16 protein-coding genes are annotated in these 20189 nt (G+C 69.0%); 12 read left to right on the top strand and 4 right to left on the bottom strand.

Annotation, left to right across the window (positions count from 1 at the left end; all coding sequences use genetic code 11):
* The first annotated feature begins 5 nt into the window (after positions 1-5).
* From FHP25_RS14960 to FHP25_RS14920, 9 genes are all read left to right on the top strand, one after another.
* Positions 6-2600 (top strand): hypothetical protein, encoded by a 2595-nt coding sequence (locus tag FHP25_RS14960; RefSeq protein ID WP_147847742.1) that lies wholly within the window; start codon positions 6-8, stop codon positions 2598-2600.
* 77 nt (positions 2601-2677) lie between these two features.
* Complete coding sequence (locus FHP25_RS14955; protein WP_147847741.1) at positions 2678-2917, top strand: hypothetical protein; 240 nt, start codon at positions 2678-2680, stop codon at positions 2915-2917.
* A 127-nt stretch (positions 2918-3044) separates the two neighbouring features.
* Positions 3045-4730 carry an N-acyl-D-amino-acid deacylase family protein gene (locus FHP25_RS14950; protein WP_147847740.1) on the top strand — a complete coding sequence of 562 codons (1686 nt, stop codon included), beginning with the start codon at positions 3045-3047 and terminating at the stop codon, positions 4728-4730.
* Positions 4731-4986: 256 nt separating this feature from the next.
* Complete coding sequence (locus FHP25_RS14945) at positions 4987-7278, top strand: bifunctional salicylyl-CoA 5-hydroxylase/oxidoreductase (protein WP_147847739.1); 2292 nt, start codon at positions 4987-4989, stop codon at positions 7276-7278.
* A complete protein-coding gene (locus FHP25_RS14940; RefSeq protein WP_147847738.1) occupies positions 7275-8033 on the top strand; it encodes an SDR family NAD(P)-dependent oxidoreductase in 759 nt (252 codons plus the stop codon). The genes FHP25_RS14945 and FHP25_RS14940 overlap by 4 nt, the downstream gene beginning before the upstream one ends.
* The gene (locus FHP25_RS14935; RefSeq protein ID WP_147847737.1) at positions 8027-8503 is read left to right on the top strand and encodes a MarR family winged helix-turn-helix transcriptional regulator; all 477 of its coding nucleotides are present in this window, start codon (positions 8027-8029) and stop codon (positions 8501-8503) included. Before FHP25_RS14940 ends, FHP25_RS14935 begins: the two co-directional genes overlap by 7 nt.
* Positions 8500-9312, top strand: a complete 813-nt coding sequence (locus tag FHP25_RS14930) for an enoyl-CoA hydratase family protein (RefSeq protein ID WP_147847736.1) — start codon at positions 8500-8502, stop codon at positions 9310-9312. The genes FHP25_RS14935 and FHP25_RS14930 overlap by 4 nt, the downstream gene beginning before the upstream one ends.
* A gap of 4 nt (positions 9313-9316) precedes the next feature.
* On the top strand, positions 9317-10942 hold the full coding sequence (locus FHP25_RS14925) for an AMP-binding protein (protein ID WP_147847735.1): 1626 nt from the start codon (positions 9317-9319) through the stop codon (positions 10940-10942).
* Positions 10943-10944: 2 nt separating this feature from the next.
* Positions 10945-11340, top strand: coding sequence for a RidA family protein (locus FHP25_RS14920; protein ID WP_147847805.1), 396 nt, complete (start codon positions 10945-10947; stop codon positions 11338-11340).
* Positions 11341-11360: 20 nt separating this feature from the next.
* Here the strand turns inward: FHP25_RS14920 and FHP25_RS14915 are convergent, their stop codons facing one another.
* From FHP25_RS14915 to FHP25_RS14900, 4 genes are all read right to left on the bottom strand, one after another.
* Entirely contained in the window at positions 11361-12155 is a 795-nt protein-coding gene (locus FHP25_RS14915) for an SDR family NAD(P)-dependent oxidoreductase (protein WP_147847734.1), read from the bottom strand.
* Positions 12152-13807 (bottom strand): class I adenylate-forming enzyme family protein, encoded by a 1656-nt coding sequence (locus FHP25_RS14910; RefSeq protein ID WP_178133545.1) that lies wholly within the window; start codon positions 13805-13807, stop codon positions 12152-12154. Before FHP25_RS14910 ends, FHP25_RS14915 begins: the two co-directional genes overlap by 4 nt.
* A 13-nt stretch (positions 13808-13820) precedes the next feature.
* Positions 13821-15026 (bottom strand): ABC transporter substrate-binding protein, encoded by a 1206-nt coding sequence (locus FHP25_RS14905; protein ID WP_231712327.1) that lies wholly within the window; start codon positions 15024-15026, stop codon positions 13821-13823.
* Between the two features lie 104 nt (positions 15027-15130).
* A complete protein-coding gene (locus FHP25_RS14900; RefSeq protein ID WP_178133544.1) occupies positions 15131-15907 on the bottom strand; it encodes an IclR family transcriptional regulator in 777 nt (258 codons plus the stop codon).
* A 153-nt stretch (positions 15908-16060) separates the two neighbouring features.
* Between FHP25_RS14900 and FHP25_RS14895 the strand changes: the two genes are divergently transcribed.
* The 3 genes from FHP25_RS14895 to FHP25_RS14885 all read left to right on the top strand — a co-directional run bounded on the left by FHP25_RS14895 (position 16061) and on the right by FHP25_RS14885 (position 20113).
* Positions 16061-16819, top strand: a complete 759-nt coding sequence (locus tag FHP25_RS14895; protein ID WP_178133543.1) for an SDR family NAD(P)-dependent oxidoreductase — start codon at positions 16061-16063, stop codon at positions 16817-16819.
* Positions 16820-16861: 42 nt separating this feature from the next.
* Positions 16862-17932, top strand: a complete 1071-nt coding sequence (locus tag FHP25_RS14890; protein ID WP_147847730.1) for an LLM class flavin-dependent oxidoreductase — start codon at positions 16862-16864, stop codon at positions 17930-17932.
* Positions 17933-18376: 444 nt separating this feature from the next.
* Complete coding sequence (locus tag FHP25_RS14885; RefSeq protein ID WP_147847729.1) at positions 18377-20113, top strand: N-acyl-D-amino-acid deacylase family protein; 1737 nt, start codon at positions 18377-18379, stop codon at positions 20111-20113.
* The last annotated feature ends 76 nt before the right edge of the window (positions 20114-20189 follow it).

Here is a 20189-nt window from a genome sequence, read left to right as displayed (position 1 = left end):
CCGTGATGTGCCTCGCCCTCACAGCCGCGACGGCCGCCAGCGCCCACGGCTTCGGCCAGCGCTACGACCTGCCATTGCCGCTGCCGCTCTACCTCTTCGGGGCCGCCGCCGCGGTGGCGCTGTCGTTCGTGATGTTCGGCCTGTTCGCCCGTCGCGACCGCGCCACGCGCCGCACGCGGCATATCGACCTCTTCGCCACCGGGCCCGGCGCGGCGATCGCACGGTCGGGCCTGGTGCGATCTCTCGCCCTGGCCATCAGGCTGGCCGCCCTCGGCGGCTTCACCGTCACGATCGTCGCCGGCTTCGTCGGCGACCAGAACCCCTACCGCAACATCGCGCCGACGCTGGTATGGATCATCTTCTGGGTCGGGCTGGTCCATGCGTCGGCCTTGCTCGGCAACATCTGGGACCTGCTCAACCCGTGGCGGACGCTGTTCGCGGGCGCCGAGCGGCTCTATCAGCTCGCCGTCGGCGGCGAGCTTGCGCGGCGTCTGCCGTACCCGCCGGCGCTGGGCGTCTGGCCGGCCTGCCTGCTGCTCCTCGCCTTCGCATGGATCGAGCTGGTCTATCCGAGCCCGGCCGTGCCGGCTCATGTGGCGCTCATCGTCACCGCCTATACCATCCTCACGCTGGCCGGGATGTTCGTGTTCGGCCGCGAAGCCTGGCTGCAGCGCGGCGAGGTGTTCTCGATCGTCTTCGGCACGTTCGCGCGTTTCGCGCCGATCAGGGCCACGGCTGGAGCACCGCCGAAATGCATGCTGCGGCCCTTCGGGGCGGGGCTTCACGACGATGCGCCCGTGTCGACGTCGATGATGGCGCTGGTCCTGCTGCTGCTGTCGAGCGTGCTCTATGACGGGCTCATTGCCACACCCGCCTGGTCGGGTACCGAAGCCATGCTTGCCGGCGATCCCGTCACGATCCGGACGGCGGGCCTTGTCGGCTTCTGGCTCCTGTTCGTGGGTGCGTACCTCGCCGCCTGCGCCGCCGCGGCGGCCCTGCTGGGCGGGGGTCAATCCGCCCTGAGGTTCGGCCGCGGCTTTGCGCTCACGCTCGTGCCGATCGCGATCGGCTACCACGTCGCGCATTACCTGGTGTTCCTGCTGATCCAGGGCCAGTACATCGTGCCGCTGCTGTCCGACCCGTTCGGCTACGGCTGGGACCTCTTCGGCACCGCCGCATACCGCGTCGACATCGCGATCGTCGGCGCGCGCTTCGCCTGGTACGCGGCCCTCGCCGCGATCGTGATCGGCCATGTTGCGGCGGTCTATCTTGCTCACGCCCGCGCGATGCGGATCCTTCCAGGGACCCGGCTCGCGATGCGCTCGCAGGTTCCGCTGACGGCGCTCATGGTCGTCTACACCTTCATCGGTCTGTCCATCACGGCAGAGCCCATCGTGACGCAGCGCGACTCCGCGCCGCCCGCCGCCGTGGCCGGTGCGATCCCGGTGCCGGCCGATGCTGTTCTGCCCGAACCCGGTGACGGGCGCTTGCGACCGGTCGGTGCCGAGAAGGTCGCCGCAGCGAAAATGACCTACCGCGTGCTGGGCTCGCTCTTCCATGACGGCTCGCGCATGACCATCGCCGACCTGCTCTACGCCTACATGTTCGCCTATCGCTGGGGTGTCCGCCGTCCCGGCGACGAGGCGCACTACGATCCCGCCATCGATGCCGCAACGGCGGTGCTGCGCCGGGCCCTGGCCGGCGTGCGTGCCGTCGGCAGCGACACCACGGCGAGGACCTTCCGGGTCGGCGATATCAGCTTCGTGCGCGAGCTGCTGATCGTCGATGTCTATCTGACGGCCGCGGCACCGGACGATCCGGACTACAACGCCGTGCTGGCGCCGCCCTGGAGCACCCTGCCCTGGCATCTGGTGGTGCTGATGGAGGAGGCCGTGAGCCGCGGCTGGGCGGCGTTCTCGCAGGCAGAAGCGCAGCGTCGCGACGTCGACTGGCTCGACCTCGTGCGCTTGGAGCCCCTCAAGCGCAAGCTCCTGGCGCTGGTCGAGGCTTTCGAGCGCGCGGCATACCGCCCGGACGCGCTGCAATCGCTGGTGAGCGCCGATGCCGCGCGCCAGCGCTGGTCGGCGCTCGCCGCCTTCTACCGCGACCACGGCCACTTCCTGGTGACCAACGGGCCGTATCAACTGACGCGATGGTCAGCCGACAGCGCCACGCTAGGCGCGTTCCGCGACATGACCTATCCCTTGGGCGTGGGAACGTACGACGCCTACGCAATCCCGCGGCACGGCCATGTCACCCGGGCCGACTGGGACGGCCGGCGCGTCACGCTGTCCGGCGACATCGAGATCGTCGAGAAGTTCCAGCGAAGTTATCGCCTGGTGCGCATGCCGCTGCCATCGATCGCGCCCGTGGTGCGCAGCCGTGCCGCGCCGTCGTGCCGCTACACGGTGGTCGACGACCAGGGTCGTGTCGTGCTGGCCGGCGTCGCGCCGCTGGCCGAGGACGCCACCTTCCGCATCGAGGTCGGCGGGCGCCTGTCTGGCGGACGCTACACGATGCTCGCCGTCATCGCCGTCAACGGCAACGTCACGAATCCGGAGATCCGGCGCATTCCCATCTCTGTCGCCGCAGATCGGTGACGGTCCGCGCGTGTCACTTGCGCGGCCCGCCGTCATGCGTCCACTGTGATGGGGCAGATCGTCCAGGAGGAGACGCCATGCGATGGGTTCATACGGCTGTCGTGGCGCTGTTCGTTGCGCTGATCGTCGATCTGGCGGTGGAGAACTTCCAGATCGTCACCATGTCGTTTCTCGGCTTCAGCATGACGGTGCCGATGGTGCTCCAGGTCGTCATCGTCTACCTGCTCGGCATGGCGACCGGCAGCAGCCTGCTGGCGCTGCTGCGGCGCGCGATCGAGGGGGTGCGGCGGCCAGCGACGGACGCAACCCGGCCATAGCGGGCGAGGAACGCTGCGCGTCCCGCAGCGCCTCGATGGCTTTTGGCCGGTGGTCAGCCATCGAGATGCTGGATGCGGCGCGGTCGTGGAGGCAGACTGTCCATCGCTATCGGGAGGAAGAAGCGCGATGTTCGACCTCGTCATCAAGGATTGCGTCATCTATGACGGCACGGGCGGCGCGCCGCGGCACGGTGATCTCGCCGTCACCGACGGCAGAATCGCGGCGATCGGCGGCAAGCTCGGCCCCGCCCGCGACACGGTGAACGCCGACGGCCTTGCACTGGCGCCCGGCATCATCGACGGCCATACGCACTACGACGCGCAGATCACCTGGGATCCCTTCATCGATCCCTCGCCGGCGCTGGGCGTGACCACGGCCGTGCTGGGCAATTGCGGCTTCACCATCGCGCCCTGCAAGCCCGCCGACCGCGACCTGACCATGCGCCACCTCACCCATGTCGAGGGCATGTCGCTGGACGCGCTGCGGGCCGGCATCCGCTGGGACTTCGAGAGCTTCCCGCAATATCTCGACATGCTGGCCCGCCAAGGCGTCGGCCCCAACGTCGCCTGCTTCGCCGGCCACTCGGCGATCCGCACCTTCGTCATGGGCGCCGATGCGACCGAGCGCGCCGCCACCGACCGCGAGATCGCCCGCATGGCGGCGCTGGTGCGCGAGGCCATGGCCGCCGGCGCGGTCGGCTTCGCCACCTCGACGGCCGAGGCGCATAACGGCGAAGGTGGCACGCCCATGCCCTCGCGGCTGGCTGACGACAAGGAGCTGCGCGCGCTGGTGCGGGCGATGGGCGACAGCGGTGTCGGCGTCTACATGCTGACCAAGGGCAGCAAGACCTCGATTCCCTATCTCGAGGAGCTGGCGGTCGAAGCCCGGCGGCCGGTGGTGATCGCCGCCCTCTTCCACTCCAACACCAACCCGACGGCCGCCTTCACCTGGCTCGAGCAGGTGAATGCGGCGCGGGCGCGCGGCCGCACGCTGGTGGCGCAGACCTCATGCTGCCCGCTCAGCATGGATTTCACCTTCAGGAGCCCGTACCTGTTCGAGAGCATGCAGTCGTGGAAGCCAGCCATGGCGGCGCATGATGGCGAGGCGCTGAAGCGCGTCTATCGCGACCCGTCCTGGCGCGACGCCGTCCGCCGCGAGCTCGCGGCGGCGCGCGGGCGGCTGGTCTTCAACAGCGAATGGGACAGACTGTTCGTGGTCGAGACCGCCAAGGACGAGAACCGCGCGCTGGAGGGCATGACGCTGGCGGCGCTGGCGGCGAAAGCCGGCAAGGATCCGCTCGACTGCATTCTCGACCTCGCGCTGTCGGAGGATCTCGACACGCTGTTCGTCGCCCAGCTCCTGCACAACGACGAGACGGCGGTGGGCAGGATCCTGGCCGATCCCGACACCCACATCTCGCTGTCCGACGCCGGCGCGCATCTCACCTTCTTCTGCGACGCCGGCTTCGGCCTGCACCTGATGGGCCACTGGAGCCGCGACCTGGGGGTGCTGGACCTGGCGCAGGCCGTGCATCGCCTCACCGGCCAGCCGGCCCGGCTGTTCGGGCTCCAGGACCGCGGCCTGCTGCGCGAGGGCCATGCCGCCGACCTGATGCTGTTCGACCCCGGCACGGTCGCGCGCGGCCCCAAGCGGCGCGTCCACGACCTGCCCTCGGGTGCCGCCCGCCTCACGACCTCGGCGGTCGGCCTGCATGGCGTGTGGGTGAACGGCACCAGGATGGCCGACGCCCGGGGCCTCTGCGCCGATCCCGCGGCGCGTCCGGGCGAGGTGCTGCGCCGGTTCTCGAGCTGAGATGTCTTCTTACCTTCCCCCGCTTGCGGGGGAAGGTGCCCGAAGGGCGGATGGGGGGTGGTGCAACAGCGCGGATGCTCGATGGGATGCACCATTTGCGTTGAAGCGTCCCCCATCCGGCGCTTCGCGCCACCTTCCCCCGCAAGCGGGGGAAGGTAGGGTTTCCTCAAATATTTTAAGCCTAAAATTTTAGGCTTGAAACAATCCGGGTGTGGTGCCAGTGTTCCGGGGTGCGCTGGGACGGAGGATGCCTCGGATGAAGGTTGCTGTTCTTGGCGCCGGCCCCGCCGGCCTCTACTTCGCGATCTCGATGAAGGGCAGGAATCCTGCCCACGACATCACCGTGTTCGAACGCAACCGGCCCGACGACACGTTCGGATGGGGCGTCGTTCTTTCAGCCGAGACGCTCGACAACCTCGCGGCCAACGACGCCGTCAGCGCCGACTGGATCCGGGAGCACTTCGCGTACTGGGACGACATCGCCGTCTTCCACAAGGGCGTGCGCACGGTCTCCAGCGGGCATGGCTTCTGCGGCATCGGCCGCAAGCGGCTGCTCCTGCTGCTGCAGCGCCGCGCCCGCGAGCTGGGCGTCAAGCTGGTGTTCCAGACCGAGATCGACGACCCCAAGCCCTACATGGCGACACATGACCTGGTGGTCGCCGCCGACGGGCTGAACTCGCGCGCCCGCGCCGCCTTCGCGGACGTCTTCAAGCCCGACATCGACGTGCGCAAGTGCAAGTTCGTCTGGCTGGGCACGCAGCAGAAGTTCGACGACGCCTTCACCTTCATCTTCGAGAAGACGGCGCATGGCTGGGTGTGGGCGCACGCCTACCAGTTCGAGCCCGAAACTGCGACCTTCATCGTCGAATGCAGCGAGGCGACGTGGCGCGGCTTCGGCTTCGAGGCCATGAGCCGCGAGGAGTCCATCGCCGCCTGCGAGCGGATCTTCGCCAGACATCTCGGCGGCCACCGCCTGATGTCGAACGCGAGCCACCTCCGCGGCTCGGCCTGGATCAACTTCCCGCGCGTGCTGTGCGCCCGCTGGTCGTGCCAGAACCTGGTGCTGATGGGCGATTCAGCCGCCAGCGCCCATTTCTCCATCGGCTCGGGCACCAAGCTGGCGCTGGAGAGCGCGATCGCGCTGGCCGACTATCTCCACGCCGAGCCCGACCTGGAGGCGGCCTTCGCCAAGTATGAAAGCGCGCGGCGCGTCGAGGTGCTGCGGCTGCAATCGGCCGCGCGCAACTCCCTGGAGTGGTTCGAGGAGGTCGAGCGCTATCTCGACCTCGACCCGGTGCAGCTCAACTACTCCCTGCTCACGCGCTCGCAGCGCATCAGCCACGAGAACCTGCGGCTGCGCGACCCGCGCTGGTTGAGCGATGCCGAGGCATGGTTCCAGCGCCGCGCCGGCAACAGCGACAACGTGCGGCGCGCCCCGATGTTCGCGCCGTTGCGGCTGCGCGACATGACCGTGAAGAACCGCGTGGTCGTGTCGCCCATGGCGCAATACAAGGCCGTCGAGGGCTGCCCCACGGACTGGCATTTCGCGCACTACGCTGAGCGCGCCAAGGGCGGCGCCGGCATGGTCTGCATCGAGATGACCTGCGTCAGCCCCGAAGGCCGCATCACGCCGGGCTGCACGGGCCTCTACGCGCCCGCGCACGAGGCGGCGTGGCGGCGGCTGGTCGACTTCGTGCACCGCGAGACGGACGCGAAGATCTGCGCCCAGATCGGCCATTCCGGCCCGAAGGGCTCGACCCAGCTCGGCTGGCACGAGATGGATGCGCCGCTCGAGCGCGGCAACTGGCCGGTCATGGCCGCATCGGACGTGCCGTGGTCGGCGGCCAACCAGGTGCCGCGGCCGATGGATCACGCCGACATGGCGCGCGTGCGGGCAGAGTTCGTCGCCGCCGCCGGGATGGCGGCGCGCTGCGGCTTCGACATGCTCGAGATCCATGCGGCGCACGGCTATCTGCTGTCGTCCTTCATCACGCCGCTGACCAACCGGCGCACTGATGCCTATGGCGGCACGCTCGAGAACCGCCTGCGCTATCCGCTCGAAGTCTTCCACGACGTGCGCGCCGCATGGCCGGCGCACAAGCCGATCTCGATGCGCATCTCGGCCACCGACTGGGTCGACGGCGAAGGCGTCACCCCTGGCGAGGCGGTCGAGATCGCGCGCCTGCTGCAGGCCGCCGGCGTCGATATCTGCGACGTGTCGGCCGGCCAGACGTCGATCCGGGCGCGGCCGGTCTACGGCCGCATGTTCCAGACACCCTTTTCCGACCGGATCCGCAACGAGACCGGCATGGCCACCATGGCCGTGGGCAACATCTACGAGTTCGACCACGTGAACTCGATCCTGCTGGCCGGGCGCGCCGACCTCGTCTGCCTGGCGCGGCCGCATCTCGCCGATCCCTACTGGACCTTGCATGCCGCCGTCGCCCTGGGCGACCGCGACACCAGGTGGCCGGACCCGTACCTGCCCGGACGCGATCAGGCTCTGCGGCTGGCCGAACGCACTGCAACGATGGGGTTGAAAGTATGATCATGGGACGTCATGCGCTGGTGACGGGCGGCGGCTCGGGCATCGGCCGCACCGTGGCGCTGGCGCTCGCCGACGCCGGGGTCGCCGTCACGATCTGCGGCCGTCGGCCGGCACCGCTGGAGGCCACGGCCGGCGAGAACGACCGCATCTTCGCCGTCGCTGCCGACGTCACGGACGAAGCCGCGATGGCCAAGCTCCATGCCGAGGCCGAAGCGGCGCGCGGACCGTTCGACATCGTCGTGGTCAACGCCGGCATGTCGGAAAGCAGCCCGGCGCACCGCACGTCGCTGGCCGACTGGCAGCGCACGCTGGACGTCAACCTGACCGGGTCGTTCCTGACCGTGAAGCCGGCGCTGGCCGGCATGGCCAAGCGCAAGGCCGGCAGGATCGTCTTCGTGGCCTCGACGGCCGGCCTGAAGGGCTACGCCTATGTGGCGCCCTATGTCGCCGCCAAGCACGGGGTGATCGGCCTGATGCGGGCGCTCGCCACCGAGATGGTCCGGACGGGTGTCACCGTCAATGCGGTATGCCCCGGCTTCGTCGAGACCGACATGCTGGCGCAGTCGGTCGAGCGCATCGTGCGCACGACCGGCCGCAGCGCCGAGGAGGCGCGCGCCAGCCTGTCCGCCACCAATCCGCAGGGCCGCTTCATCCAGCCGCAGGAAGTGGCGGCCGCCGTGCTGTGGCTGTGCGGCGATGCGGCGGGATCGATCACCGGCCAGGCGCTGTCGCTGTCGGGAGGCGAGACATGGTGAGCACGCCGCAGGCCGCGCCGGAGCTGTCGTCCGACAGCAAGGACCGGCTGCGGCTGTGGATCAGGCTGCTGCGCGCCAACCGCCTCATCGAGGCCGAGCTGCGCGAGCGGCTGCGCACGACGTTCGACACGACGCTGCCGCGCTTCGATGTCTTGGCGGCGCTCTATCGCGCCCCGGACGGCATGCTGATGAGCGACCTGTCGCGCTTCCTGCTGGTTTCCAACGGCAACGTCACCGGCATCATCGACCGGCTGGCCGCCGAGGGGCTGGTGCTGCGGGCCCAGCGCGACGGCGATCGCCGCACGTCGATCGTGCGCCTCACCCGCGCCGGCGAGGAGCAGTTCCGCACCATGGCCGCCGCGCACGAAGGATGGATCGACGCGCTGCTGGGCGGCGTGTCCGGCAACGACGCGCGGCGGCTGGCGACAATGTTGAAGACGTTTCGCAGCAATTGGGAGAAGCAGGAATGAGCAGCATGGCCGGGCTGAAGCCCAAGCACTTCCTCTGGCAGGCCGACGGCAAGGTGGCGCGCATCCGGCTCGACCGGCCCGAACGCAAGAATCCGCTCACCTTCGATTCGTACGCCGAGCTGCGCGACACGTTCCGCGCCCTGCGCGACGCCGACGACATCGACACGGTCGTGTTCCTGCCCAATGGCGGCAATTTCTGCTCCGGCGGCGACGTGCACGACATCATCGGCCCGCTGGTGGGCATGGAGATGAAAGCGCTGCTGGCCTTCACGCGCATGACCGGCGACCTGGTCAAGGCGATGCTGAACTGCGGCAAGCCGATCATCGCCGCGGTCGACGGGATCGCCGTCGGCGCCGGCGCCATCATCGTCATGGCATCCGACATCCGCATCGCCACGCCCGAGGCCAAGACCGCCTTCCTGTTCACGCGCGTCGGCCTCGCCGGCTGCGACATGGGCGCGTGCGCGATGCTGCCGCGCATCATCGGCCAGGGCCGCGCGGCCGAGCTGCTCTACACCGGCCGCGCCATGTCGGCCGCCGAAGGCGAGCGCTGGGGCTTCTACAATCGCCTGGTCGACGCCGCGTCTTTGGAGGCCGATGCGCTCGACATGGCCCGGCGCATCGCGTCGGGGCCGACCTTCGCGCACGGCATCACCAAGACGCAGCTCAACCAGGAATGGGCGATGGGGCTGGAGCAGGCCATCGAGGCGGAAGCCCAGGCTCAGGCGATCTGCATGCAGACGCGTGATTTCGAGCATGCCTACCGCGCTTTCGTCGCCAAGGAGAAGCCGATCTTCGAGGGAGCCTGACGCCATGCTGGGACCGAGCGCGCATGTCGACACGTTCGCCCGGGACAATCTCCCGCCGGCCGACCAGTGGCCCGACTTCCTGCTGTCGGGCTTCGACTACCCCGAGCACGTCAATATCGGCGTCGAGCTCACCGACCGCATGGTCGAGAAAGGGTTCGGCGATCACACGGCGCTGATCGGCAACGGGCGGCGCCGCACCTACAAGGAGCTGTCCGACTGGACCAACCGCCTCGCCCACGCGCTGGTCGAGACCTACAACGTGCGGCCCGGCAACCGGGTGCTGATCCGCTCGGCCAACAACCCGGCCATGGTCGCCTGCTGGCTGGCCGCCACCAAGGCCGGCGCCGTGGTGGTCAACACCATGCCGATGCTGCGCGCCGGCGAGCTGGCCCAGATCGTCGACAAGGCCGAGGTGGCGCTGGCGCTGTGCGACACGCGGCTGATGGACGAGCTGGCCGCCTGCGCCAAGACCAGCCGCCACCTCAAGCAGGTGGTGGGCTTCGACGGCACGGCCAACCACGATGCCGAGCTCGACCGCGTCGCCCTCAACAAGCCGGTGCAGTTCCAGGCGGTGCGCACGGGCCGCGACGACGTCGCCCTGCTCGGCTTCACGTCCGGCACGACCGGCGTGCCCAAGGCCACCATGCATTTCCATCGCGACCTGCTGGTGATCGCCGACGGCTACGCCAGGGAGGTGCTGGGCGTCACGCCGCACGACGTGTTCGTGGGCTCGCCGCCGCTGGCCTTCACCTTCGGCCTGGGCGGGCTGGCGGTCTTTCCCCTGCGCTTCGGCGCCGTGGCGACACTGCTGGAGGACGCCTCGCCCGCCAACATGATCGAGATCATCCAGACCTACGGCGCCACCGTCAGCTTCACCGCGCCCACGGCGTACCGCGCCATGCTGGCGGCCCACGACAAGGGCGCCGACCTGTCGTCGCTGCGCCTGGCGGTCTCGGCCGGCGAGACGCTGCCGGCGCCGGTGTTCGACGACTGGATCCGCAAGACGGGCAAGCCGATCCTGGACGGCATCGGCGCCACCGAGATGCTGCACATCTTCATCTCCAATCGGCTCGACGATCTCGCGCCGGGCTCCACCGGACGGCCGGTCACCGGCTACGAGGCCCGGATCGTGGACGAGGAGATGAACGAGGTGCCGCGCGGCACGGTCGGCCGGCTGGCCGTGCGCGGCCCGACCGGCTGCCGCTACCTCGCCGATGCGCGCCAGCGCAACTATGTGCGCGACGGCTGGAACCTCACCGGCGATTCCTTCGTGCAGGATGAGGCCGGGTGCTTCCACTTCGCGGCGCGGTCCGACGACATGATCGTCTCGTCGGGCTACAACATCGCCGGGCCGGAGGTCGAGGCGGCGCTGCTGACCCACGCCGACGTGCGCGAATGCGCCGTGATCGGCGTGCCCGACGAGGAGCGCGGCCAGATCGTGCAGGCGCATGTCGTGCTGGCCGACGGCGTCGCCGAGAACGACGAGACGGCCAGGCGCCTGCAGGACCACGTCAAGGCGACGATCGCGCCCTACAAGTATCCGCGCTCGGTGAAGTTCACGCCCGCCCTGCCCAAGACGGCGACGGGCAAGATCCAGCGCTACCAGCTCAGGAAGCAAGGCCAGCCATGACCGTGCACACGATCCTGCAACCCCCGGGCTGGGTCCAGCCCAAGGGCTACGCCAACGGCATCGCAGCCGAAGGTCGGCTGGTCTTTGTCGGCGGCCAGATCGGCTGGAACAGCCAGAACCGGTTCGAGACCGACGACCTGGTCGAGCAGGTGCGCCAGACATTGCGCAACGTGGTCGAGGTGCTGGCCCAGGCCGGCGCCGGCCCGGAGCATGTCGTGACGATGACCTGGTACCTCACCGACAAGAAGGACTACCTGAACAACCTCGCCGGCATCGGCCGCGCCTACCGCGAGATCATCGGGCGGCACTTTCCGGCGATGGCCGCGGTCGAGGTCACGGCCCTGGTGGAGGACCGGGCCAAGGTCGAGATCCAGGCCATGGCCGTCATCCCGAAATAGTCCAGGGATACGGACCGGGCTCAGATCGCGTAGCCGCCATCGACCATGAGGGTCTGGCCGGTGATGTAGGACGCATCGTCGGAGGCGAGGAAATCGACGGTCTGGGCGATCTCGGCCGCGGTGCCCAGGCGCCCGAGGGCGACCGCCTTCTTCGTGGCCTCGATGAAGCGCTCGTCGAAATCGCCCTTGGCGATCAGCTCGTGGAACATGCCGTCTCCGATCATGCCGACGCCGACCATGTTGGCGCGGATGCCGTGACGGCCCTCCTCGGCCGCGATCCCCTTGACCAGCGATTCGAGCGCGGCCTTGGGCGCCGAGGACAGGATGTCCTTCTTGGCATAGCGCCGCATCGCAGGCGTGCCCAGGCAGATCGCGACACCGCGCGCGGCGCGCAGCCCGCTTATCGCGTGATGGAAGAAGTTGTAGGCGCCGAAGACGTCGCTGCCCAGCGTGCGCTCGAACAAGGCCGGCTCGAGATTGCCGATGTGACGCATCTCGATGTAGGGGCCAGCCGCATAGACGGCGGTATGCAGGCCGCCGAAGCGCGCCACCACCTGGGCATGGAAGCGCGCGACGGCATCGGCATCGCGCAGATCGACCTGGAAGGCGGCAGCCTCGCGCCCGAGCGCGGCAATGGCGCCCGCCACCTCTTCCGCGGCCTGGCGGTTGCGGTTGTAGGTCACCGCGACGTTGGCGCCCGACCGCGCCAGGGTGCGGGCGATGGCGCCGCCCAGGCCGCCGGACCCGCCGGCGATTGCCGCCGCTCCCGCCGCGTAGCGCTGCGCCTTGCGCAGCGGTGCTTCCGTCGTCGTCATGCTTGCCCCCGAGCCATAGACTGCACCTGCGCGTGATGGCGGCCGGCGACCTCGCGCAGCTTCACCTTCTGCACCTTGCCCGATGGTGTCATGGGGAAGCCGTCGACGATGAAGACGTGCCGCGGGATCTTGAAGCTCGCCACCCGGCCGCGGCAATGCCGCTGGACGGCGGCGATATCGACCGCGGCCGCCTTGTCGACGATCAGGAAAGCCGCGGCCACCTCGTTGAGCCGATCGTCGGGATAGCCCACGACCGACGCATCGAGCACGCCGGGCAGCTCCAGCAGCAAGGCCTCGACCTCGGCCGGCGCGACGTTCTCGCCGCCGACCTTCAGCATGTCCTTGTAGCGGCCGGTGAAGCGCAGATAGCCGTCCTCCCGCAGGTAGCCGGCATCGCCGGTGCGCAGGAACCCGTCGGGCAGCAAGGCCGCTTCCGACTCCGCCGGCATGCGGTAGTAGCCCTGCATCAGCGAGAAGCTGCGGACCTGGATCTCGCCCAGCGCGCCGGCGGGCTGGGCGCGACCGGTTTCCGGATCGACGATGCGCACCTCGACCCCGGGCACGGGAAAGCCCGAGGCCTCGCTGCGCTGCTCGACGTCGCTGTCCATGAACCCGGCCGTGATGCCGCCCCAGGTCTCCGTCATGCCGAACGACGGGTAGATGGGGCACAGCTCCGCATTGGCCCGGCGCACGATGGCGACGCAGTTGTCCGGCCCCGACGGAAAGCTGCCCATGCGCAGGCTGCCAAGATCGCGCGCCCGGCGCCGCTGGCTGTCGAGCAGGTCGCGATAGTGCGGATCGAAGCCGTGCACGATGGTCGCCTTCTCGCGCTCGGCCAGATCGAGCGCCAGCTCGGGCTCGAAGGTCTCCATCAGGATCTGCGAGGCGCCCAGCGCGATCGACGGCACGGTGACGAAGCCGATCGCATACAGATGGAACAGCGGCAAATAGTGCATCTGCACGTCGCGGAACGAGGTCCCCCAGATGACGCTGCGCAGGATGCAGAGGCGCACGCCGGCGTGGCTGAGCATCGCGCCCTTGGCGTTGCCGGTGGTGCCCGAGGTGTAGACGATCATCGCCAGGTCATCGACCGCCACCGCCGCGGCGCGGGCGGCGACCGCCGCCGCATCCACCGGACCTGAAGCGGCGATCAGGCCGGCGAGCGTGTCGGCTTCGTCGATCTTGCTGTCGCCGATGGCGATCAGCCGCCGCAGATGCGGAAAGGCGGCGCAGGCGACGCCACCGCCCGGCGCCGCTTTCCGGCCGGGCAGGACCTCGGCCAGGATCGCGCCGTAGTCGATGGGCCCCGACTGCTCGGCGTAGATCAGCGCATTGCATTCGGACTGGGCCAGGCAATAGGCCATGTCGCGGGAGCGGTAGCGCGTGTTGAGCGGCACGGCGATGGCGCCGATGCGGCTGACGGCAAACAGCAGGAAGATGTACTCGGGCCGGTTGGTGAACCACAGCCCGATCCGGTCGCCAGGACCGAAGCCGGCACGCATCAGCGCCCAGGCGCTGCGGTCGACCGCCGCGTGCAGCTCGGCGAAGGTCCAACGCGCATCGCCGAATACCAGGGCCGTGCGCTGCGGCCAGTTGCGGGCGGCCTGAAGCGGCAGGTCGCCCAGGCGCGGATTGCCGAACAGGTCGATCAAGAACGGCCCCCGGTCACTTGGCGAGCGTGGGACATTTCGAGTCCGCCAGCGGCGCATAGCCGACATCGCCGGGGATGCGCCGCACCAGCTTCAGGATGTCCCATTTCGATTTCGACTCGGACGGCGCCTTGACCTCCATGAGGAAGGTGTCGTGCTGCATCAGCCCGTCGGGGCGCAGCTTGCCGTTCTTGGCGAAGAAATCGTTCACCGGGGTGGCGCGCATCTGCGGCAGGACCTTGTCCGGCTCGAAGCTGCCGGTCGCCTTGGCCGCCGCCAGGTAATGGGTGATCGACGAATAGATGCTGGCCTGGATCATGTTCGGCATCGCGCCGCGGCGCTTGAAAAAGCGCTCGGAGAAGGCGCGCGTGGCATCGTCGAGATCCCAGTAGAACGCCGTGGTCAGGTACAGGCCGCGGGCCTTGTCGAGGCCAAGCGAGATGATGTCGCTGTCGTAGACGATCATGCTGGCGAGCCGCTGCCCGCTGGCGATCAGGCCGAAATCGGCGGCGCCGATCACGATGTTGCGGAAATCCTGGCCGACATTGGCGACGCCGATGATCTTCGCCTTGCTGGCCTGCGCCTGCAGCAGGAACGACGACATGTCCGGCGTATTGAGCGGGTTCCTGACGCTGCCGAGGAACTTGCCGCCGTTGGCGGCGATCATGTCGCGGCTGATCTTCTCCATCGAATGACCGAACGCATAGTCGGCGGTCATGAAGAACCAGGTATCGCCGCCGCCGTCGAGGATCGATCTGACGGTGCCGCGCGCCAGCACGTTGGTGTCCAGCATCCATTGCACGCTGTAGGGCGCGCAATCCTCGTTGCTGAGCCGGTCGGTGAGGCCGCTGGAGAACAGCACCACCTTCTTCTTCTCGCGCGCCACCGCCTGCACGGCCAGCGCCACCGAGGACACCGGCACGTCGACGATGACCTCCACGTTCTCGGTATCGAACCAGCGGCGCGCGATGTTGGCGCCGATATCAGCCTTGTTCTGGTGGTCGGCGGCGACGACCTCGACACGGCGGCCGGCCACGGTGCCGCCCGCATCCTCGACCGCCATGCGCGCCGCCTCGACGGAGTTCTCACCGACGATGCTGGCGAACGGTCCCGTGATGTCGGTCAGCACGCCGATCTTGAGCGGCGTCTCCTGCGCCGCGACATGCCCGGGCGAAAGGCCGAGCAGGCAGAGACCAAGACTGAGCGCAAGCCGTCGTTTCACAATCGCGTCCTCCCGAGAGCCGCCGCTGTTGGGCACGTCCGGCGGTATCGCGCGACGTTAGGAAGGACGTTCGCATATGTCAAACAGATTCCATATTAACGAACTCACTCCGGTGGCGTGAAGCCCAGGCGCCGGGAGATGCGCAGTGCGCACTGCTTGGCCGCCCGTGCCGTCGCGCCCTGGGGATCGGCGTCGGCCGGCAGGCCGGGGCGCATGAGGCTGATGGCCAGCACCATCTCGCCGCGGTCGTTGAACACGGGGGCGCTGATCGAGTTCACGCCCGGCACGACCGTGCCGATGCTGCGGGCGATGCCCAGCTTGCGCACCTCGGCGGTGATCTCGTCGAGGGCGGCCATCGATATGGCCTCCGTGCGGCCCGCGAAGCGATGGCGCTCCTGCTTGAGGGCGCTGGCGATGACGTTGCGCGGCATGAACGCGGCAAAGGCCTGCCCGGCGGCGGTGTTGGCCAGCGACAGCACCGTGCCGCACCGGATGTAGACCTGCAACGGATAGTCCGCTTCGGTGAACTGCACGATGGTCGGCCCCTGGCTGCCCCAGACCGACACCGCCGTCGAATAATGTGCACCGACCTCGATCGTCTTGAGCTCCTCCTGGGCCGCGCGCAGCGGTGACAGCCTCTGGAAGGCGGCCAGGCCGATCTGCAGCGCCGCCTCGCCCAGGTCGTACTGTCCCGTGGCAGGGTCCTGGGCGATCAGCTTGAGCTTGGCGAAGCTCACGAGATAGGGATGCGCCTTCGACGGCGTCATGTCCGCCGCCTTGGCGAGGTCCCTGAGCGGCATCGCGACACGGCTTCGCGCCAGCGCCAGGAGCAGCGCGCAGCCGATCTCCACCGACTGGATGCCGCGTTGCTGACTTTTCATCGCTGCTGTCTCCCCTGCTGCCATCGCGGCTTGCTACCGCGTGCCGTGCCGCGGAGCGAGTGCCTCGTTCATTATTCGCTATTATCAAATATGTTTGTTATTGACAAATTAATCATCCCGGGCAGAAGGTGCGGCCAAAGACGGGAGGATCTCGTGGATCACGACGCGCGCGCCGGCTCGGCGGGCCTTGGACTGGACGGCAAACGCGTGCTGCTCACCGGCGCCGCCAGCGGCATCGGGCGCGCGACGGCCACCCTGCTGGCCGGATTGGGCGCCGAGCTGGTGCTGGTGGATGTCGCACCTCTGGCCGAGGTGGAGGCCGAGGTCCGACGCGCCGGCGCCAAGGCCACGACGCGGGTCGGGAACCTGGCGGACGAACCGTTCCTGCAGGCGCTTGCGGCGGAAGAAGGGATCTTCGCCTTCGCCAACTGCGCCGCCGTGTTCAGCCGCGAAGGCTGGCGCGAGGATCTTTCCGCCGAGGCGCGGTTCGACCTGCTCATGCGCATCAATGTCCGCGCGCCCCTGGTGCTGGGCAATGCCTTCGTCGACCGGATGGGCGAACGCGGCGGCGGTTTCATCGTCCTTGTCGGGTCGGCCGCCGGCCGCAACGGCGGCGGGATCGCCGGCGGCACGCCGCTGGACTACGCAGCATCGAAAGGCGCCGTTCACACCCTGGTCCGCAGCCTGTCGCGGCACGGCGTCGGCCGCAACGTGCTGGTGAACGGCGTCGCGCCCGGGCCGGTCGATACGCCGCTCGCCCGGGGATTGCCGTTCGCGCCGTCGGCCCTGCCGCTGGGGCGCATGGGGCGCGTCGACGAGATCGCCTGGCCGATCGCATTCCTGTGCTCGCCGGCGGCGTCATACATTTCGGGCGCGGTGCTCGACGTGAATGGCGGCGCGTTCGTGGGCTAGCGACGCGCCAGCAACGGGTCTTGGCTACGAAAGGAGGGCCGGATGGACGTCGGCATGCAGATGGTGTTCACCAGCCATGGTTGGAACGGTATTTCCGACGGGCAGGTCTATGACGAGGAGATCCGGCTCGCCCTGCTGGCGGACGAGCTCGGCTTCGATGTCATCTGGTCGGTCGAGCACCATTTCTTCGACTATTCGTTCTGCCCGGACAACACCCAGATCCTGTCCTACCTCGTCCCCCGGCTGACGCAGGCCGAGGTCGGCACGGCGGCCGTGATCCTGCCGTGGAACGAGCCTCTGAGGGTGGCCGAGAAGGTCGCACTGCTGGATCACCTGGCGCGCGGGCGCCTGCGCCTGGGCATCGGCCGCGGCCTGTCGCGGCGCGAGTTCGCGGCGTTCCGCGGCATCGGCATGGACGAATCGCGGGAGCGCTTCGACGAGGCCGCCGATCTCATCCTGGGGGCGCTGCGCGACGGCTACATGGAGGGCAGCGGCAAGTTCTACCCGCAGCCGCGCGCCGCTATCCGCCCCAAGCCCGAACGCAGCTTCGGTGATCGCCTCTATGCCGTCGCCTCGAGCGACGATTCGATCGAATCGGCAGCCCGCCTGCGCGGCCGCATGGTGATGTTCGCCGACCGCTCGTGGGAGCACCGCCTGCCGTCGGTGCAGAAGCACCGCGCCCGCTACCTGGACCTGCATGGATCGGAGGCGCCGCCGCCGATGACATGCGACTTCTGCTACTGCACCGCAGACGCGGCATCGGCGCAGGCGCGCGCGTCAAGCCATCTCAGCACCTATCTCGACAGCATCCTCGAGCACTACGAGATCATGGGTGACCATTTCACGGCCACCAAGGGCTATGCCGCCTACGCCGAGGCGTCCCGCAGCCTGAAGAAGATGGGCAAGGACGGATTCCTGAAAGGATTCATGAACGCCACCACCTGGGGGACACCGGACCGCATCCTGCGGAAGCTGGAGGAGCGCCGTGCGCTGCTCGGCAGCTTCGAGCTGGCGACATCGTTCCGTTTCGGCGGCATCCCCTATGAGGAGGCCGAATCCTCGCTGCGGCTGTTCGCGAAGGAGGTCCTGCCCGTCCTGAAGCAATGGCGCTGAACGTCATCGGCAGCAGCTCCCCGGCTGCCTAGTGCTGGGAATCGCAGGTCGCTGATACATCCGTCATCCCGAGTGCCCCTTCGACAGGCTCAGGAGAGGGATCTCCCGTGTGGGACGCACGGTGCGTCATTCGCAGGAGATCCTCGCTGCGCTCGGGATGACAGTCGCGACTCACCTTCCACCGATAGCCGGTAGTAGGTCACCGCCATCTGTCATCGCACACGCGCGACTCTCGAGGTGCTCCCAATGGAGATTCACCTCGAGAGCTCGCCGCGTTCTTTGCTTGTTGCATAGCAAGCATGTTGAAATGCTGCCTTTGTGATCATGCTGTTTGCGTCTACGGTCGCGCGGACACGAGATGAGCGCAGCTCGCGCACGACGCGACGCCGGCAGGCGCCTGGCGCCACAATCAACAAGACAATTCGAGGGAAGTGGAGATCCATCATGTTGGGCAAGAGCGATATCCTGATCCGCGGCGGCGCCGTCGCCGACGGCACCGGCGCGCCGGTCCGCGAAGCCGATGTCGCCCTGAAGGACGGCCGCGTCGTGGCGATCGGCAAGGACCTCGGCAACGCCAGCGAGGAGATCGACGCACGCGGCAAGCTGGTGACGCCCGGGTTCGTCGACATCCACACCCATTATGACGGTCAGGCGGTCTGGGACAGCCGGATGCAGCCGTCGAGCTGGCATGGCGTCACAACCGCGGTGATGGGCAATTGCGGCGTCGGCTTCGCGCCGGTGCGTGAAGGCGACCGCCAGCGCCTGATCGAGCTGATGGAGGGTGTCGAGGACATCCCGGGCGCCGCCCTGCACGAAGGCCTGAGCTGGAGCTGGGAGTCGTTCGGCGACTACCTCGATGCGCTCGAGGCGCGGCCGCGCGACATCGATATCTGCGCCCAGCTTCCGCATGGCGCGCTGCGCGTCTTCGTGATGGGCGAACGCGGCGCGCGCCTCGAGGCGGCCAACCCCGACGACATCGCCGCGATGCGCCGCCTGGCGCGCGAAGCCGCCGAGGCCGGTGCGATCGGCTTCTCGACCTCGCGCACGCTCAATCACCGCACGATCACCGGTGACCCGACGCCGTCGCTGCGCGCCACCGAGGACGAGCTGCTGGCGATCGCCATGGGCCTGAAGGACGCCGGGCGCGGCGTGCTCGAGTTCATCTCCGACTGGAACACACCCGATGCGGAGACCGAGTTCGCGATGGTGCGCCGGCTGGTGGCGCAGTCCGGGCGGCCGTTGTCGTTCTCGCTCGGCCAGCGCCACAGCGAGCCGCATGCCTGGCGCAAGCTGCTGGAGCTCACCGACGCGGCGGCGCGCGAGGGCCTCTCGATCCGGGCCCAGGTCGCGCCGCGGCCGATCGGCGTCCTGCTCGGCCTGCAGGGCAGCCGCAATCCGTTCTTCTCGCTGCGCGCCTACCGCGAGATCGCCGACAGGCCGCTCGAGGAGCGGGTCGCGATCATGCGTCAACCCGAGTTCCGCAAGCGCCTGCTCGAGGAGGCCAAGGAGCTGCCGACGGGCGACGCCGCCCATCGCCGCCTGGCCGCCTTCGACCGCATGTTCGCGCTCGGCGATCCGCCGGACTACGAGCCGCCGCTCTCCGATTCGATTGCCGCCCGCGCGGCGCGCGAGGGCCGCGCGGCCGCCGATCTGGCCTACGACATCCTGCTCGAGCAGGACGGGCGCAGTTTCATCCTGGCGCCGTTCGCCAACTACGCCGACGGCAACCTCGAGGTCTGCCGGCAGATGCTCGACCATCCGCACACCCTGGTCGGGCTCGGCGACGGCGGCGCGCATGTCAGCATCATCTCCGACGCCAGCTTCAGCACCTACCTGCTGGCGCACTGGGGCCGCGATCGCGCCAGCGGCCGCTTCCCGATCGAGCGGCTGGTGCGCAAGCACACCCAGGACAACGCGCGGGCCGTGGGCCTGCTCGACCGCGGCGTGCTGGCGCCGGGCATGAAGGGCGACGTGAACGTGATCGACCTCGACCGCCTGCGCGTCGAGCGTCCCTACATGAGCGCCGACCTGCCGGCCGGCGGCAAGCGCCTGCTGCAGCCGGCGCGCGGCTATGTCGCCACGATCGTCTCGGGCCAGGTGACCTATCGCGACGGCGAGCCGACGGCCGCCCTGCCGGGCCGCCTGGTGCGCGGCCCGCAGGCCGCCCCCGCCGCAGCCTGACATCCAGCACCGCAGCCACCCTCTGCGCTGCCGCAGAGGGTGGCTGCTTTCTCTCGACGATAGGCGGCGTTGCGCG

The sequence above is a fragment of the Vineibacter terrae genome, from assembly GCF_008039615.1.
Lineage (GTDB): Bacteria > Pseudomonadota > Alphaproteobacteria > Reyranellales > Reyranellaceae > Vineibacter > Vineibacter terrae.
Note: the sequence above shows the minus strand (reverse complement) of the source record. Positions and strands in the feature narration are given on the sequence as shown.